We start from the raw sequence: 16,404 nt of genomic DNA, 5'->3' as shown, positions 1-16,404 counted from the left end.
CGCCGCCTCCGACCGGGTGAGGACGCGCCGAGACCCCGCCTGACAGGGCGGGGCCTCGGCGCATGCGACGACCGGACGGCCGGAGGGGATCCTCGCCCCGTCCGGCCGTCCGAAGACTCTCCCCCGCGACAGGGGACCCGCGGTCAGTCCGTGGTCAGCATGCCCTTGCGGAGCCGGGCCAGGGTGCGCGACAGCAGACGCGAGACGTGCATCTGGGAGATGCCGAGGTGCTCGCCGATCTGGGCCTGCGTGCGCTCCTCGACGAACCGCATGTGGATGATCAGCCGGTCCCGCTCGTCGAGCTCGGCGATCATCGGGGCCAGCGCGTGGAAGTCCTCCACCAGCCCTATCGCCGCGTCGTCGGCGCCGATGAAGTCGGCGAGAACCGTCTCGCCGTCGGCGTCGCCGCCGATGGCCGCGTCCAGGGAGGAGGAGTTGTAGCCGTTGGCGGCCAGCCGCGCCTCGACGACCTCCTCCTCGGAGAGGTTCATCAGCTGCGACAGCTCGGCGACGGTCGGCGTACGGCCCAGGCGCGAGCTCAGCTCCTCGGTGGCGCGGGCCAGCTCGACCCGGGCCTCCTGAAGCCGGCGGGGCACGTGCACGGCCCAGGACGTGTCACGGAAGAACCGCTTGATCTCGCCCACGATGTAGGGGATGGCGAAGGAGGTGAACTCCACCTCACGGGTGAGCTCGAACCGGTCGATCGCCTTGATCAGGCCGATCATGCCGACCTGGACGATGTCCTCCATGGTGTCCGCGCCGCGGCCGCGGAAGCGTCCCGCCGCGTAGCGCACCAGGGACATGTTCATCTCGATCAGGGTGTTGCGCGCGTCCTGGTACTCGCGCGTGCCCTCCTCCAGCACCGCCAGCCGCTGCAGGAACAGCTTCGTCAGCTCCCGCGCGTCCTTCGGCGCGACCTTGGTCGGCTCGGCGACCTCCGGCAGCGGCGCACCAGGGGCAGTCTCCCGGGACGGCGCACCCGCGCTCCGAACGACGCTCGTCTCCTGCACCTGGACCATGGTCATGTCCGTTCCCTCCCGCTGCGTCCGTTCAGCCGTGCCGTGCCGCCGTGGGGCGACGAAAGCGCGCCTACCCGGCCTCACGCCGAGTACGCCCGCGAATTCGACGAGTTCGAAAAGAAAATCCGCCGCCGTACCTCCGTCCGTGCCGCCGCCGTACCTCCGTCCGTGCCGCGGCCGACGCGAAACGGAACGCCGGGTCGCTCACTCGAACAGGTCAACAACGCAGCGTGAGGCCCCTTGTGGGGCTTGGCCCGTCCCCCATTCGGAGTTGCGTCCGCCCGGGGGCCGTGAGTGCGTAGGACTCGTGTCCTGCCGGATCTCACCCTCAGGAGGAGACATGGGCACCGAGCGAAACGGCCGTCCGGCCGAGAAGCTGTCCGTCGTGTACACCGTCCGCGTGATCGAGGGCGGCGAGCAGGGGTTCCTGGAGCTGTACGAACAGATCCGGAAGTCCGTCGCCCGCACCCCCGGCCACATCGTCGAGAAGCTCGGCGAGCCCGTGGACGACTCCCGCCAGTGGGTCATCACCAGCGAGTGGGAGACGCCCGAGCACTTCTTCGCCTGGCAGCAGAGCGAGGAGCACCGCGCGCTGGTGGCCCCGCTGCGCCAGTGGGTCGACTCGACGCAGTCGCTGCGGTTCCGGGTCGTCAAGGAGACCGCGGGGGTGGCGTCATGACCCGCGTGAACAACGGCCCCGTCGCCGTCCTCGGCCTCGGCACCATGGGCGCCGGCCTGGCCGCCCGACTCCTGGACCAGGGCATCCCGGTCCGGGTGTGGAACCGTACCGCGGAGCGGACCGAGCCGCTCGCCCGGGTGGGCGCCTTCGTGGCCGCCCACCCCGCCGAGGCCGTCGAGAAGACGACCACCGCCATCTGCAGCGTCGCCGACGGCGAAGCGCTCGGCGACGTGCTGCGCGGCCCGAACGGCGTGCTGTCCAGGGGCCCCTACCCGGGCACCCTGCTCTGCGCCAGCACCGTCGCGCCCGAAGAGGTCGAGCAGATCGCCGGGGACATCCCCTCGGTCCTGGACGTCGGCATGCTCGGCAACCGCGACCACGCCCGCGACGGCGAGCTGCGGCTGTTCGTCGGCGGCGACAAGCAGGTGTTCGAAGCCGGCCGGCCGCTGCTGGAGACGTTGGGCAAGGAGGTCGTCCATCTGGGCGCACTCGGGTCCGGCATGCGGATGAAACTGCTCCTCAACCTCCTGATGGGGGTGGAGGTGCAGGCCATGGCCGAGGCGACCGCCCTGGCCACCGCCTGCGGACTCGACCGGCACCAGGTCCTCAAGACCATCGCGGGCAGCGGCTTCGCCTCGCCGGTCATGGCGTTCAAGTCGCGGCGGCTGGCCACCGGCACCTTCGACGAGCCGGACTTCCGGCTGCGGCTGATGGCCAAAGACCTCATGCTCGCTTCCAAGCAGGCGGCGGCGGCCGGCCTGAGCCTCCCGCTGGCCGCCGCCGCGGCCGAGACCCACGTCCGCGCCACCGAGCAGGGACTGGGCGACGAGGACTGCGCCGCGGTCGCCCGCGCGCTCACACCGAACCCGGGAAGCGACACATGATCATCGACATCCACGGGCACCTGTCCCCACCGGAGGCGGCCGAACGCTTCCCGATGCCCCCCAGCCTGACCGACGTGGACGGCATGCTCGCCGCCCGCGCCGAGGCGGGCATCGACCTCACGATCATCGGCAGTCCCGTCGGGGCGGGCGCGATGGCCCGGGTCCCGGGCGTGGACAACTACGCGCAACCCCGCGACCGGCTGCGCGCGTTCCACGCCTGGATGTCCGGCCTGATCGCCACCTTCCCGGACCAGCTGCGCGGCTACGTGTACGCCAACCCGTTCGGGGACGACGATCATCTGGAGGGGGTGCGGCAGACGCTGGCGGACCCCGCCTTCGTCGGCCTGATCACCACCTCCAGCGTGCACGGGGAGCTGCTCGGCTCCCCGCGCGCGGACTCGTTCTTCGCACTGGCGGCGGAGGCGGGCGTACCGGTCCTGGTGCACGCGCCGGCCGAACCGGTCGGCACGGAACAGGTCGAAGACGTCCGCTTCGTCGAGCAGATCGGCAGGTTCGGCGACCTCACGGTCGGCATGGCCATGATCGCGTTCGCGGGATGGCTGGACAAGTACCCCGGTCTGCGGCTGATCGGCGCGACGGGCGGCGGCGCGATGGCGCTCCTGCCCGAACGCCTCCAGACGGCGGCCCGCCCCCGGCACTGGCCCGGGGGCGGGCAACCGCCCGGCACGCCGGGAGGCCGGGCCTCCGGCTCCGGCGCCCCCGGCCCGAAGAGGGCCGGGACCGCGGCGGGGGCCGGCGGCCCGGGAGGGGGCAGGCGTCCGGCGGACGCAACCGCCGGGGCCCCGGCGGCCTCGGCCGACCCGGTCGCGGCGCTGCGCCGCATGTACGTCGACACCAGTCCCTTCAGCGCCGCCCACCTGGCCCTCAACGCCGAGGTGCTTGGCCCGGAGCGGATGCTGTTCGGCACCGACTCGCCGCCGATGGCGGCGCCACTGGAGGACTTCGTCCGCATGATCGAGAAGCTGCCCGTCGACAAGGCGTCCCAGCAACTCGTCCTCGGCGGCAACGCGGAGGCCCTCTTCGACCTGAGGAGCCGTCCGTGACCACCACCGAGGAAGCCGTCGCCGCCGCCGAACGCTGCACCCCGGAGTACCGGAGCGACCCGTACCCGGTCTACGCCCACCTCCGCGAGGCGGCGCCGGTCTGTCCCATGAGACCGCCGCACGGCAACGAGACGTACCTGATCACCCGGTACGAGGACGCCAAGGCCGCCCTGGCGGACCCGAGGCTGAGCAAGGACATGTACGGCGCCATGGACGCCTACCGGAGGATCTTCGGCGACTCGTCCATGGCGCTGGACGACAACATGCTCAACGCCGACCCGCCGAAGCACACCCGGCTGCGCCGGATGGTCAACTCCGCGTTCACCCCGCGGCGGGTGCAGTCCCTGCGGCCGCGGATCGAGACCGTGGCCGCGGAGCTGCTCGACGCGTGCCCGACCCGCGAACCGTTCGACCTGCTGCCCGCGTTCGCGTTCCCGCTGCCGATCATCGTGATCTGCGAACTCCTCGGAGTGCCGCCCGGGGACCGGTCGCGGATGCAGCACCTGTCCACCACGGTGGCGCAGACCGGCTTCGACCCGGAGTCCAAGCGGGCCCAGCAGCAGGCGGAGAGCGACCTGCACGCGTTCTTCACCGAGCTCATCACGGCGAAGCGGGCCCGCCCGGGCGACGACCTGCTGAGCGCCCTGATCGCCGTTCGGGACACCGACGGCGACGGCGGGCTCACCGAGACCGAGCTGGTCTCCACGGCGTTCCTGCTGATGTTCGCCGGTCACAAGACGACCGCCTACCTCATCGGCAACGCCGTGCACCACCTGCTGTCCCAGCCCGCGCAGCTGCGCCTCGTCCGCGACGACCCGGAGCTGCTCGGCCCGGCGATCGACGAACTGCTGCGCTACGACGGCTCCGTGGAGAGCGCGACGTTCCGCTACGCCACCGAGGACGTCGAGTACTGCGGTACCCGGATCCCCAAGGGCGCGCTGGTGCAGATCGCGCTGAACTCGGCCAACCGCGATCCGCGCAAGTTCGACAGACCGGACGAGTTCGACGTGACCCGGAAGGGCGGCAACGCCCACCTCGGCTTCGGGCACGGCGGCCACTACTGCCTGGGCGCCCCGCTGGCCAAGCTGGAGATGGAACTCGCCCTGACGGCTCTGTTCGACCGGTTCCCCAGGGCCGCCCTGGCCCGGCCCGAGAGCGGACCGCGCTGGATGCAGGTCCCGTTCCCGGCCTTCCGCGGACTCGCGGAACTGCCGATCGTGCTCGACCCCGCCGACTGAGCGGACAACCACGCGGACACACGCGCGAGGGCGCGGAGAGCATGCCCCCATGCTCTCCGCGCCCTCGCGTGCGGATGGCCGTCCTCAGCGGGCCGTGGCGAAGTCCTGGGTCCAGTAGGAGCCGGGCTGGGCGAGTCCGACTCCTATCTCCTTGAACGCGCAGTTCAGGATGTTGCGCTTGTGGCCGGGGCTGGCCATCCAGCCGGCCATGACCTGCTCGGGGGTGGAGTACCCGTAGGCGACGTTCTCCCCGTAGGTGCTCCATGCGTAGCCGGCGCGGGTGATGCGCGCGCCCGGGTCCGAGCCGTCGGAGCCGGTGTGCGACATGTTCCGGTGGCTCGCCATGTCCGCACTGTGGTCCTGGGCGGCCTTGGTGAGCTTCGCGTTCACGGTCAGGGGAGAACAACCCGCCTTGCTCCGCTCGCTGTTGACCAGGGACACGACCTTGGCCACGGCGCCGGACGCCGGGGCTGCCGGGGAAGCGCCGGGGGCGGCGGCGGCCGGCGGCGCGGCCTGCGCGGGGGGCTGTGCTCCCGCTCCGCCGATCACCCACTGCCAGGGCGCGGACGCGTTCGCCCCGCTCCTCCACGGCACCTGCGGCACGGCGGTCGGGTCGTTCGGACAGGCAAGGGCGGCGGACGGTATCGCCAGCGCCCCGACGGTGACGGCGCCGATGACTGCGTACCGGTGCCGCGTCTGCCTGCGGTGCTTCCTCATGTGCGGGCCTCGCTCGGTCGACTCCACTGCGCCGCCGCCCTACCAGGACGCAGCATGGATGCTGGCCCTGACCTGCGGCGACGCCTTTCGGGCCGTCATTGTTAAGCCCAGGTGAGCGACCGGCAAAGAGCCCTTCTACTACCCGGCTTCGTAGGCCTGCGGGCCCCTTGAAAGCCGTACGGCGGTGTGCTGTCCCGGTGCGGTGCGTCATGCCGGCGCCTGACATTCCGACAGCGTGCCGCCACGGCCCGGAGGGAGGGCGAAGGGTGCGGGCCTCGTTCCACGAGCAGCGGGACACGCGTCGTATGTCCGTATCCGTAAGGGCAGATCACCTTATGTCGCCCACGCGTCGAGTACTACCGGACGGCGTTGACGGAGAAAACACACGTGACGGATGTCACACCTTGTCACTGCAACCGTTTCGGGAGCTCAGCGGTCGGGATGCTTCTTCCCGCGCCGGCCTCACTCCCGCCCGTCGGACCCGAACTCCTCGAGGATGCGTTCCGCGGCCAGGGTGGCCGTCAACTCGCCGTCCCTGACCCGCTGTTCGAGCTCGGGGGCGAGGGCCCGTACGCCGGGGTGCGTGCGCAGCCGGCCGAGCAGCTCGTCGCGGACCATCGACCACGTCCAGTCGACCTGCTGCTCACGGCGCTTGTCGGCGAGCCGCCCCGTCGAGTCCAGGAGGGCGCGGTGCTGTTCGAGCCGCTCCCACACCGTGTCCAGGCCGCTGGACTCCCGGGCGCTGCAACTCAGCACGGGCGGCGTCCAGGCCGCGTCCTTGCCGTGCATCAGCCGCAGCGCGCCCGACAGTTCACGGGCCGCGGCGCGCGCGTCCCGCTCGTGCGGACCGTCCGCCTTGTTGACCGCGATCACGTCGGCCAGTTCCAGAACACCCTTCTTGATGCCCTGGAGTTGGTCCCCGGTCCGGGCGAGCGTGAGCAGCAGGAAGGAGTCGACCATGTTCGCCACCGCGGTCTCCGACTGGCCCACGCCGACCGTCTCCACCAGCACCGCGTCGTAGCCCGCCGCCTCCATCACCACGATCGACTCGCGGGTGGCCTTGGCGACCCCGCCGAGCGTCCCCGCGGTGGGGGAGGGCCGCACGAAGGCCGCCGGGTCGACCGCGAGACGCTCCATGCGCGTCTTGTCGCCGAGGATCGAGCCGCCGGTGCGGCTGGAGGACGGGTCGACGGCGAGCACCGCGACCCGGTGCCCCCGCCCCGTCAGCAGCGTGCCGAACGCGTCGATGAACGTCGACTTGCCCACGCCCGGCACCCCGCTGACACCGATCCGCCGGGCCCGCCCGCTGTGCGGGAGCAGCTCGGTCAGCAACCGCTGCGCCAGCTCCCGGTGTTGGGGGCGGGTGGACTCGACGAGCGTGATGGCGCGGGCGACGACGGCGCGCTTGCCGTCGAGGACGCCCTTCACATAGGCGTCGACGTCGATCACAGGGTGTGCCCCAGGTCGCCCGCGAGCCGTGCCACCAGGTCGTACGCCGCGTCCGGGATCACCGTCCCCGGCGGGAAGACGGCCGCCGCGCCCATCTCCAGGAGCGTGGGCACGTCCTGCGGCGGGATGACCCCGCCGACCACGATGACGATGTCCTCGCGCCCCTCCTCGGCCAGCGCCTCCTTCAGCGCCGGCACGAGGGTGAGGTGTCCGGCCGCCAGCGACGACACGCCCACGATGTGCACGTCCGCCTCGACGGCCTGACGGGCCACCTCGGCCGGGGTCTGGAACAGCGGGCCGACGTCGACGTCGAAGCCGAGGTCGGCGAACGCGGTCGCGATCACCTTCTGGCCGCGGTCGTGGCCGTCCTGACCCATCTTGGCGACCAGGATGCGCGGCCGGCGGCCCTCGGCCTCCTGGAAGGCGCCGACCAGGGTCCGGGTGCGCTCCACGGACGGGGACTCGCCTGCTTCGTTGCGGTACACCCCGGAGATCGTACGGATCTGGCTCGCGTGCCGCCCGTACACCTTCTCCAGGGCGTCGGAGATCTCGCCGACAGTCGCCTTGGCGCGGGCCGCCTCCACCGCCAGCTCCAGCAGGTTGCCGTCGCCCCCGGCGGCCCGGGTCAGCGCGTCCAGCGCGTCCCGGCAGGCCCTCTCGTCCCGCTCCTCGCGCAGCCGCCGCAGCTTGTCGATCTGCTGGGCGCGCACCGAGGAGTTGTCGACCTTGAGGACCTCGATCGCCTCGTCGCTGTCGACCCGGTACTTGTTGACGCCGATCACCGGCTGCCGCCCGGAGTCGATGCGGGCCTGTGTGCGGGCCGCCGCCTCCTCCACGCGCAGCTTCGGGATGCCGGCGTCGATGGCCTGCGCCATGCCGCCCGCCTGCTCCACCTCCTGGATGTGCTGCCACGCCCGGCGGGCCAGGTCGTACGTCAGCTTCTCCACATAGGCGCTGCCGCCCCACGGGTCGATGACCCGGGTGGTCCCCGACTCCTGCTGGATCAGCAGCTGGGTGTTGCGGGCGATGCGCGCCGAGAAGTCGGTGGGCAGGGCCAGCGCCTCGTCCAGGGCGTTGGTGTGCAGCGACTGCGTGTGCCCCTGCGTCGCCGCCATGGCCTCCACACATGTGCGCGTCACGTTGTTGAACACGTCCTGCGCGGTCAGCGACCAGCCCGACGTCTGCGAATGGGTGCGCAGCGACAGCGACTTGGCGTTCTTCGGGTCGAACTGCCTGACCAGCTTGGCCCACAGCAGGCGCGCCGCCCGCAACTTGGCGATCTCCATGAAGAAGTTCATGCCGATCGCCCAGAAGAACGACAGCCGGGGCGCGAACGCGTCCACGTCCAGGCCGGCTTCACGGCCGGCGCGGATGTACTCCACGCCGTCCGCGAGGGTGTACGCCAGCTCCAGATCGGCCGTCGCACCCGCCTCCTGGATGTGGTACCCGGAGATCGAGATGGAGTTGTAGCGGGGCATCCGCTGCGAGGTGTACGCGAAGATGTCGGAGATGATCCGCATCGACGGCTTCGGCGGATAGATGTAGGTGTTGCGGACCATGAACTCCTTGAGGATGTCGTTCTGGATGGTCCCGGCCAGCTTCTCGGGCGGCACGCCCTGTTCCTCGGCGGCCACGATGTACAGCGCGAGCACCGGCAGCACGGCGCCGTTCATCGTCATCGACACGCTCATGCGGTCCAGCGGGATCCCGTCGAACAGCTGCCGCATGTCGTAGATCGAGTCGATCGCCACGCCCGCCATGCCGACGTCGCCGGTCACCCGGGGGTGGTCGCTGTCGTAACCCCGGTGCGTGGGCAGGTCGAAGGCGACCGACAGGCCCTTCTGGCCGGCCGCCAGGTTGCGCCGGTAGAACGCGTTGGACTCCTCGGCCGTGGAGAAGCCCGCGTACTGCCGGATCGTCCAGGGCTGGTTGACGTACATCGTCGGGTACGGCCCGCGCAGGTAGGGGGCGGCGCCCGGGTAAGTGCCCAGGAAGTCCAGGCCCTCCAGATCCTGCCCGGTGTACAGCGGCTTGACCGGGATGCCCTCGGGCGTCTCCCACAGCAGGTCGTCCCCGCCGGCCGCCTTCTTCACAGCCGTACGCCACTCGTCGGCGCCGCCGTCAGCGGCGGGACTCCCCAGCTCGATCCCGGAGAAGTCGGGGATTCCCATCAGGACACTCCCATGCGGTCGAGGGTGGAGGAGAGCACGGAGACGGCGTCACAGCCCGCGAAGACGTAACCGTCGACCCCGGCGTGCTGCCCGGGGCGGCCCGCGAGGAACACGTGCGCGGCGCCGGCCGCGCGCAGCTCGGCGGCGAGCTCCTCCGCCCGCTCCTCGTAGAGGGCGTCGCTGGAGCACAGGCAGACCTCGGTGGCGCCGCTCTCGGCGAACGTGCCCTCGGTGACCGGCTCGACGCCGCCCGCCTGGAACAGGTTCGAGGCGAAGGTGAGCCGTGCGGTGTGCGCGGCGGCCGGGCCGATCGCGGCCAGGAAGATCCGCGGCCGGGAGCCGGTGGCCGCGAGATGGGCGTCGGACCGGGCGCGCAGCGCCTCGTACGCCTCGTCGCGGCGGACCCGCGGCAGACCGCCGGACCGCTGCTGGGGAGCCGCGTCGCGCACGACGGGCTTCTCGGCCAGGAACGGGAACTCGCTGACCCCGGTGACCGGTTCACGCCGCTTGGCGAGCCCCGCGGCGCGCGCCCGCCAGGTGTCGGCCAGCTCCTGCCCCAGCCACCCGGACCGCAGGGCGGCGGCCTGGCCGCCCCGTTCCTCGATCCGCTGGAAGAACTCCCAGCCCGCGTGCGCGAGTTCGTCGGTGAGGCGTTCCACGTACCAGGAGCCGCCCGCCGGGTCGATCACCCGGGACAGATGCGACTCCTCGATCAGGATCGTGGAGGTGTTGCGGGCGATGCGCCGCGCGAACGCGTCCGGCAGTCCGAGCGCTTCGTCGAAGGGCAGCACGGTGACGGAGTCGGCCCCGCCGGCCCCGGCGGCCAGCGTGGCCACCGTCGTGCGCAGCATGTTCACCCACGGGTCGCGGCGCGTCATCATCACCGGTGAGGTCACCGCGTGCTGCGTCTGCCCTCCGGCGGCGGGCGCCCCGCACACCTCGGCCACGCGGGCCCACAGCCGGCGCGCCGCCCTCAGCTTGGCGATCGTCAGGAACTGGTCGGCGGTCGCCGCGTACCGGAACTCCAGCTGCGCACAGGCCTGTTCGACGCCCATCCCGGTCTCGGTCAGCGTCCGGAGGTAGGCCACGCCCGTGGCCAGCGAGCAGCCCAGCTCCTGCGCGGCCGAGCCGCCGGCCTCGTGGTACGGCAGCGCGTCCACGGTGAACGCGCGCAGGCCCGGGTGCTCCTCGGCGCAGCGGCGGGCGAGGCCGGCCGCCGGCGCGACGTCGAACGCCTGCCCGGTGCGGGCCTCGTGGCCGAGCGGGTCCGCGCCCAGGTTGCCGCGCGCCGCCTCGGGGGCCACGCCCCGCTCCGCGTACAGCCGCAGCAACTCCTCGGCGGCGGCCTCGACGTCGGCGCCCGCGTCGAGGACGACCGGCGCCAGATCGAGGAGGACGCCGTCGAGGGCGCGGCCGAGCGAGGACACCGGGATGCCGTTCTCACCGACCGTCAGCCACAGCGAGGTGACGCCGTTCTCCAGATCGGCGAGGACCGCGCCGTCGTCGGCCGTGGAGTGCCTTTGCCGTACGTCCCAGCCGCCCACGGTGTTCCCCTCGGGCCGGCCGCCGCGCACGAAGGGCGCGAATCCGGGGAGACCGGGTTCCGGCGCGCCGTCGCGCGCGGTGTACAGGGGGCGGGTGCGCAACCCGTCCTCGAGTGCGGTGGACAGGGCTTCCTCGGCCGCGTCGCCCTCGACGTCCTTGCCCGCCTTGCGCAGCACACCCGCCACCAGGTGCTGCCACTGCTCGTGCGTCACGTCAGGGAACTCGCCGGCCAGCTCAAGCCCGTCGTCAGGCAGGACCGTCATGCTCGGATGCTAGGCCAGAGGCGCAAAGGAGCAGGAGAGGGCGCGGCTGTGACCTTGCCCTCTCCCTGAATGTGACCACGCTTACCGTCATGCCGTCGGCCCAGCCGGGCAGGGGTGAGGGTTCCGCGGTCGAGTCGGTGTGGCGGGCGGTCAGCGGGCGGCCACCGCCCGGAGCTTGGAGAGCCGGGCGGCCGTCTCGGACAGGGCGACGCCACCGCGCCCGACCGGTGCGGCCCCTCCGACTTGCCCCAGGTGATGCGGGGTCCGCCGTTCCGCACCATGGCGTGAACCGCCAGGGGGGCGGAGTCCCGGCGCATCCGCGAAATGTTTCGGCGTCTGTACCGAATCTTGCGAGAGGTATTGACGCTCTCAGCCACCCCCCGCATCATCCAGTTTGCTCGACACTTCGCCCCTTGTTCGATATGACGCACACGCCACAGCTGGTCCGGGTCCTGCCCGCCGATACGGCCGAGTCGCAAGGAGCATGTCGCTCATGCGTAGGTGCACGCGTATGTCATGGCCATGTCATCAAGACTCCCGTCGTCGCACACCGGCGGCCGCCACCTGCCGTGTCCAGGGCTCCACCTCGACAGTCCGGTCAGCCTGGACGTGCCCGTGACAGGGCCGGCCGGGACCGCTCACTCAACAATCAAGAGGTGCTCATGCGCAGAGGTAGCTTCCGTCGCAAGCGTCTGTCCCTGGCGCTCTCCGCCGCGACCGCGGCCATGGTCTCGCTGGCGGCGACACTCGTCGCGGGCCCGGCCCAGGCGGCCGCTCAAGCGTGCTCCCTTCCGTCGACCTACCGATGGACGTCGACGGGCCCCCTGGCACAGCCGGCGAACGGGTGGGTGGCGCTGAAGGACTTCACCCACGTCGTCTATCAGGGCAAGCACCTGGTCTACGGGTCGAACGTGACGGGCTCCGCGTCCTACGGCTCGATGCGGTTCGCCCCCTTCGCCAACTGGTCGAACATGGCGTCGGCGGGTCAGGCCGGGATGAACCAGTCCGCGGTGGCGCCCACACTGTTCTACTTCGCGCCCAAGAACATCTGGGTGCTGGCGTACCAGTGGGGCGCCTGGCCCTTCATCTACCGCACGTCGAGCGACCCCACCAACCCCAACGGCTGGTCCGCGCCGAAGCCGCTGTTCACCGGCAGCATCTCCGGCTCCGGCACCGGCCCGATCGACCAGACCCTGATCGCCGACGGCCAGAACATGTACCTGTTCTTCGCCGGCGACAACGGCAAGATCTACCGGGCGAGCATGCCGATCGGAAACTTCCCGGGCAACTTCGGCTCGTCCTACACGACGGTCATGAGCGACACGACGAAGAACCTCTTCGAGGCGCCGCAGGTCTACAAGGTCCAGGGCCAGAACCAGTACCTCATGATCGTCGAGGCGCGGGGTGCGACGGAGCAGCGCTACTTCCGCTCGTTCACGGCCTCCAGCCTGAACGGTTCGTGGACCCCGCAGGCCGCCGGCGAGAACAACCCCTTCGCGGGCAAGGCCAACAGCGGTGCGGGATGGACCAACGACATCAGCCACGGCGACCTGGTCCGCAACAACCCCGACCAGACCATGACCATCGACCCCTGCAACCTGCAGTTGCTCTACCAGGGCAAGAACCCCTCCGCAGGCGGACCCTACAACCTGCTGCCCTGGCGGCCGGGCGTCCTCACCCTGCAGCGCTGACGGGCCCGCCCCACGGTGACCGCGCGAACCCCGGCCGTGAGCCGCGGCTGGGGTTCCCGGCACGGGGCCACGCCGTGTGCTCCCCGTGTTAGGGTCACGCGTTCGCGTGGTCGTCGCGGTGGGCGCTGCCGAGCGTTCGGTCCCACCGGGCCTTCCTCGGCACGTTCCTCTGTGGAAGGCAGTACATGAAGCACCCCGACGGCATGGCCGACGCCGGCACCGCCCCGACCGGAACGACCGCACCGGCGCGGCCGCCGGCCGCCTCCTTCGCCGACCTGGAACTGCCCGCCGAGGTGCTGCGGACACTGAACGGGCAAGGAGTGCACACCCCCTTCCCGATCCAGGCCGCCACCCTGCCCGACGCCCTGCGCGGACGCGACGTCCTGGGACGCGGGCGCACCGGATCGGGCAAGACGCTCGCCTTCGGGCTGCCGCTGCTGACGCGGACCGCAGGGCGGCGTGCCGAACCGAAGCAGCCCCTCGCCCTGATCCTCGTACCCACCCGGGAACTGGCCCAGCAGGTCACCGAGGCGCTCACGCCGTACGCCGAGGCACTGCGGCTGCGGACGGCCACGGTCGTCGGCGGCATGTCGATCGGCCGGCAGATCGCCGCACTCCGCGAGGGAGCCGAAGTGGTCGTCGCCACGCCCGGACGCCTGCACGACCTGATCGAACGCAACGCCTGCCGCCTGGGACGGGTGAGGATCACCGTGCTGGACGAAGCGGACCAGATGTGCGACCTGGGATTCCTGCCGCAGGTCGTCGACATCCTCGGCCAGGTGCGCCCCGACGGCCAGCGGATGCTGTTCTCGGCCACGCTGGACGCCGACGTCGATCAGCTGGTCCAGCGCTTCCTCCACGACCCCGTCGTCCACTCGGTCGACCCGCCCGCCGGCACGGTCACGACGATGGACCACCACGTCCTGGTCGTCCACGGCCCCGACCGCTACGCCGTCATCACGGAGATCGCCGCCCGCGACGGCCGCGTCCTGCTGTTCCTCGACACCAAGCACGCCGTCGACCAGCTCACCCGGCATCTGCGGGCCAGCGGGGTGCACGCGGGGGCCCTGCACAGCGGTAAGTCACAGCCGCAGCGCACCCGCACCCTGGCGCAGTTCAAGAACGGCCAGATCACCGTCCTGGTGGCGACCGATGTCGCGGCCCGCGGCCTGCACGTCGACGACCTGGACCTCGTGGTCAACGTCGACCCGCCCGCCGACCCCAAGGACTACGTCCACCGGGCGGGCCGCACCGCCCGCGCCGGTGAGTCGGGCGCGGTGGTCACGCTCGTGACGACGGGCCAGCGCCGCGAGGTGAGCCGCATGATGGCCGCGGCCGGCGTCGAGGCGACCGTCACCAAGGTGCGCTCGGGGGAGGCGGCGCTGACCCGGATCACCGGCGCCAGGCGCCCTTCGGGAACCCCGCTCGACGGCGGTCCGGCGGCGCCCCGCCCCAAGAACACCAACGCCCCCTTCCGAGGCCTCGGCACGCCCCGCGGCGCCGGCGGCAAGTCCCGCAAGGCCGGCGAGGCCCGCAAGCTGGCCGAGGCCCGAAAGGCCGCCCTCGTCCGTCGCAACGGCTGAGCCGGGCGAGCCGTGTGGTCCGACCGCTTCACCGGTGCCGCCCGCCGCGGCTGAGGACACGGCGGCGGACAGCACGGTCGGGTGGGCGCCGAGGCCTCAGGTGAGGGTGTTGCGCAGGTGCGGGCCGAGGTAGCCGACGTACACCTTTCCGGAGCGCGGGCAGTCGTCGTAGAAGTGCAGGCGCGGGGCGATCGTGTTGCCCCCGCCGATCTTCAGGTGCGCCTGCATGAAGACCCGGCCCTCGGGGTCCACCGCTCTCGGAACCGGGAGCATGCGCTCAGCACGCAGTTTCGGTTTGCGGGCGACGGTGTCCGACTCGCGCATGGCCACTTTGGCCGTCGGGAACGGGAAGGCGCTGGAGGCGTCGGACTTGCACCAACTGAGGAAGTCGCCGCATTTCCCGTCGCCGGCGGAGGTCGCGGCGAAGTGATCCAGGGCCAGCAGCCCGTCCCACGCGACACGCAGCCAGTTGTCCACGGACTGGCTGTCGAGCCCCCTGGTGATCTTGCGCTGCCCGGTGAACGAGATCGCGGGCAGTTCTCTGAGGCGGTCCAGCAGCTCGGAGAAGGTCCTGGGGTAAGTGATGTCCGCGGCGACGGCGCTGGTGTGGGCGACGGCGAACTGCCCTGCCTCGCGAAGCTGTTCACGCAGGTGGAGTATGAGCCGCTGGGACTCCTGGACCTTGTCGTACAGTTCCTCGTTCTCGCCGCGCAGTTCGCTGTCGGCCTCATCGGCCTTCGCGAGCTCCGCGTACAAGTCGTTGATCTCGCTGACCCGGATGCCTTCCGCGCGCTCCGCCTCGTCCAGCAAGGCGGTCAGCGCCGCATTGTCGGAGCGGAGCTGAGCGATGTCCGTGCCGTCCGCGGTCGACCGGGGGCGGGTCCGCTGGCGCGGAATGCCGAGCAGAGCGGGGGGTAACGGCTGCCGGGAGGACAGCCGTTGAGGAAGCGCGGCGAGGATGGACGCGGCGCGGCGGAGGTCAGCCTCTATGGTCCGGCGTGACATCACCGGGTGACGTTGCGCGTCGGGTTTCCATGCCGGGTCGAGCCCCGGAAGGTAGGTGCGGACGCCACCTCCGAACACCGGGTGGTACTCCAACGCGGCGTTGAACTTGGCCTGCGCTTCCGGCGTGAGCACGTACAGCACGGCCAGCCCGTGCAGACAGCGGAAGAGCGGTTCGACGACCGACCGCGACCAGTGGTCGGGATCCTTTCCGTACGGCACCGTGGCGATGACGACGGGCAGGCGGCGGTTGCTGTCGCACAGCTCCTCGATGGAGTCGTCGACGTCCTCGGCCTCGATGAAGACGGGCGCGGCCGCGACGTCGGCCTGTGCGTCACGGGCCTCCAGCGAGTCGAGGAGCGAACGCACGATGTTCGGTGTGTTGGCGCGGGCGGGGACCACTCCCTCGAGCGCCGGCTGGTGCTCGATGTCGACCTGGACCCATGTACGGCCCTCGTCCTCCTCGAGGCCCGAGCGCACGATGAGCGTCGACTGCCAGGTGCCCGAGGCCGGCGAGGGCGTTTCGCGCATACGCCACCTGCTGTACGCGCCCTTCCGGCCTGACTCGAAGTCACGGTCCAGGGTGGCGTGCGGGGCGATCTCGGTGCGCCCCTCGTCCAGCCCGGACGGGTCGTAGCCCTTGTCGCGTATCCATTCGATCAGCCGTCGCTCCGCTGTACCGCAGGCTGTGACGTAGTTGAGTTCGGTCGAGACCACCATGCGGTAGCCGCGTGGTTCCATGGGCGCTCCTCGCCGGCCAGTGGGCGGGGCGCTTCCGGCGGCGCCCCGGCCCTACGAGTCTGGCCTACGGCGCCGATTTCAGCGGAAATTCGGGAAACTGCCTCACATGTACCGTCTCATGCTTTGTCGGTCGACGACTTCCGCGGACCGCACGGTCGTTCGGGCGACCGACACCGGCCGACTCAGCACTGGAGCGGCGCGGCAAAGGCGGAAGTGGAGGCAGAAGGGGCGGAAAAACAAAAAGGGCAAGGAGTCCTCTCCTCGCCTCTCCTAACTTATAGCGCACCCGGGGGCTTGCGGCAAGGCCCCCGTGGTGGCGCAGAATTCCCGGCCGAAGCCACAACCAGCGGAAACGGGG

General features: G+C 71.4%; 11 protein-coding genes and 1 pseudogene. 6 read left to right on the top strand and 6 right to left on the bottom strand.

Annotated elements, in window-relative coordinates; translation table 11 throughout:
- Positions 1 to 143 precede the first annotated feature (143 nt).
- On the bottom strand, positions 144 to 1,025 hold the full coding sequence (locus ACIRS4_RS28945; RefSeq protein ID WP_404201583.1) for an RNA polymerase sigma factor SigF: 882 nt from the start codon (positions 1,023 to 1,025) through the stop codon (positions 144 to 146).
- Between the two features lie 334 nt (positions 1,026 to 1,359).
- Here ACIRS4_RS28945 and ACIRS4_RS28940 point away from each other — a divergent pair, with 334 nt between their 5' ends.
- The 4 genes from ACIRS4_RS28940 to ACIRS4_RS28925 are packed head-to-tail and all read left to right on the top strand — an operon-like array spanning position 1,360 to position 4,884.
- Positions 1,360 to 1,698, top strand: coding sequence for an antibiotic biosynthesis monooxygenase (locus tag ACIRS4_RS28940; protein ID WP_130442883.1), 339 nt, complete (start codon positions 1,360 to 1,362; stop codon positions 1,696 to 1,698).
- Positions 1,695 to 2,582, top strand: a complete 888-nt coding sequence (locus ACIRS4_RS28935) for an NAD(P)-dependent oxidoreductase (RefSeq protein WP_404201581.1) — start codon at positions 1,695 to 1,697, stop codon at positions 2,580 to 2,582. Before ACIRS4_RS28940 ends, ACIRS4_RS28935 begins: the two co-directional genes overlap by 4 nt.
- Entirely contained in the window at positions 2,579 to 3,646 is a 1,068-nt protein-coding gene (locus ACIRS4_RS28930; protein WP_404201579.1) for an amidohydrolase family protein, read from the top strand. The genes ACIRS4_RS28935 and ACIRS4_RS28930 overlap by 4 nt, the downstream gene beginning before the upstream one ends.
- On the top strand, positions 3,643 to 4,884 hold the full coding sequence (locus ACIRS4_RS28925) for a cytochrome P450 (RefSeq protein WP_404201577.1): 1,242 nt from the start codon (positions 3,643 to 3,645) through the stop codon (positions 4,882 to 4,884). The genes ACIRS4_RS28930 and ACIRS4_RS28925 overlap by 4 nt, the downstream gene beginning before the upstream one ends.
- An 84-nt stretch (positions 4,885 to 4,968) precedes the next feature.
- Here the strand turns inward: ACIRS4_RS28925 and ACIRS4_RS28920 are convergent, their stop codons facing one another.
- From ACIRS4_RS28920 to ACIRS4_RS28905, 4 genes are all read right to left on the bottom strand, one after another.
- Positions 4,969 to 5,601 (bottom strand): CAP domain-containing protein, encoded by a 633-nt coding sequence (locus tag ACIRS4_RS28920; protein WP_404201575.1) that lies wholly within the window; start codon positions 5,599 to 5,601, stop codon positions 4,969 to 4,971.
- Positions 5,602 to 6,063: 462 nt separating this feature from the next.
- Entirely contained in the window at positions 6,064 to 7,050 is a 987-nt protein-coding gene (meaB, locus tag ACIRS4_RS28915; protein WP_404201573.1) for a methylmalonyl Co-A mutase-associated GTPase MeaB, read from the bottom strand.
- Positions 7,047 to 9,221: a methylmalonyl-CoA mutase gene (gene scpA, locus ACIRS4_RS28910; RefSeq protein WP_404201571.1), complete on the bottom strand. Its 2,175-nt coding sequence runs from the start codon at positions 9,219 to 9,221 to the stop codon at positions 7,047 to 7,049. The genes meaB and scpA overlap by 4 nt, the downstream gene beginning before the upstream one ends.
- Positions 9,221 to 11,029, bottom strand: coding sequence for a methylmalonyl-CoA mutase family protein (locus ACIRS4_RS28905; protein ID WP_404201569.1), 1,809 nt, complete (start codon positions 11,027 to 11,029; stop codon positions 9,221 to 9,223). Before ACIRS4_RS28905 ends, scpA begins: the two co-directional genes overlap by 1 nt.
- A 782-nt stretch (positions 11,030 to 11,811) precedes the next feature.
- On the opposite strand from ACIRS4_RS28905, the pseudogene ACIRS4_RS28900 reads away from it, so the two are divergent.
- Positions 11,812 to 12,720: pseudogene (locus ACIRS4_RS28900) on the top strand (non-reducing end alpha-L-arabinofuranosidase family hydrolase); the annotation flags it as partial.
- A 185-nt stretch (positions 12,721 to 12,905) separates the two neighbouring features.
- Complete coding sequence (locus tag ACIRS4_RS28895) at positions 12,906 to 14,303, top strand: DEAD/DEAH box helicase (protein ID WP_404201567.1); 1,398 nt, start codon at positions 12,906 to 12,908, stop codon at positions 14,301 to 14,303.
- 96 nt (positions 14,304 to 14,399) lie between these two features.
- Here ACIRS4_RS28895 and ACIRS4_RS28890 read toward each other — a convergent pair whose 3' ends face one another.
- Positions 14,400 to 16,046 carry a hypothetical protein gene (locus tag ACIRS4_RS28890; RefSeq protein WP_404201566.1) on the bottom strand — a complete coding sequence of 549 codons (1,647 nt, stop codon included), beginning with the start codon at positions 16,044 to 16,046 and terminating at the stop codon, positions 14,400 to 14,402.
- Positions 16,047 to 16,404 lie beyond the last annotated feature (358 nt).

It is taken from the genome of Streptomyces sp. NPDC101166 (assembly GCF_044768125.1).
Lineage (GTDB): Bacteria > Actinomycetota > Actinomycetes > Streptomycetales > Streptomycetaceae > Streptomyces.
The sequence above is the reverse complement of the archived record's forward strand: the minus strand, read 5'-3'. Positions and strand labels throughout refer to the sequence as shown.

Coding starts and splice junctions, on each gene's coding strand:
- ACIRS4_RS28945 (WP_404201583.1), bottom strand. CDS start 1,025: ATGACCATGGTCCAGGTGCAGGAGACGAGCGTCGTTCGGAGCGCGGGT.
- ACIRS4_RS28940 (WP_130442883.1), top strand. CDS start 1,360: ATGGGCACCGAGCGAAACGGCCGTCCGGCCGAGAAGCTGTCCGTCGTG.
- ACIRS4_RS28935 (WP_404201581.1), top strand. CDS start 1,695: ATGACCCGCGTGAACAACGGCCCCGTCGCCGTCCTCGGCCTCGGCACC.
- ACIRS4_RS28930 (WP_404201579.1), top strand. CDS start 2,579: ATGATCATCGACATCCACGGGCACCTGTCCCCACCGGAGGCGGCCGAA.
- ACIRS4_RS28920 (WP_404201575.1), bottom strand. CDS start 5,601: ATGAGGAAGCACCGCAGGCAGACGCGGCACCGGTACGCAGTCATCGGC.
- scpA (WP_404201571.1), bottom strand. CDS start 9,221: ATGGGAATCCCCGACTTCTCCGGGATCGAGCTGGGGAGTCCCGCCGCT.
- ACIRS4_RS28905 (WP_404201569.1), bottom strand. CDS start 11,029: ATGACGGTCCTGCCTGACGACGGGCTTGAGCTGGCCGGCGAGTTCCCT.
- ACIRS4_RS28895 (WP_404201567.1), top strand. CDS start 12,906: ATGAAGCACCCCGACGGCATGGCCGACGCCGGCACCGCCCCGACCGGA.
- ACIRS4_RS28890 (WP_404201566.1), bottom strand. CDS start 16,046: ATGGAACCACGCGGCTACCGCATGGTGGTCTCGACCGAACTCAACTAC.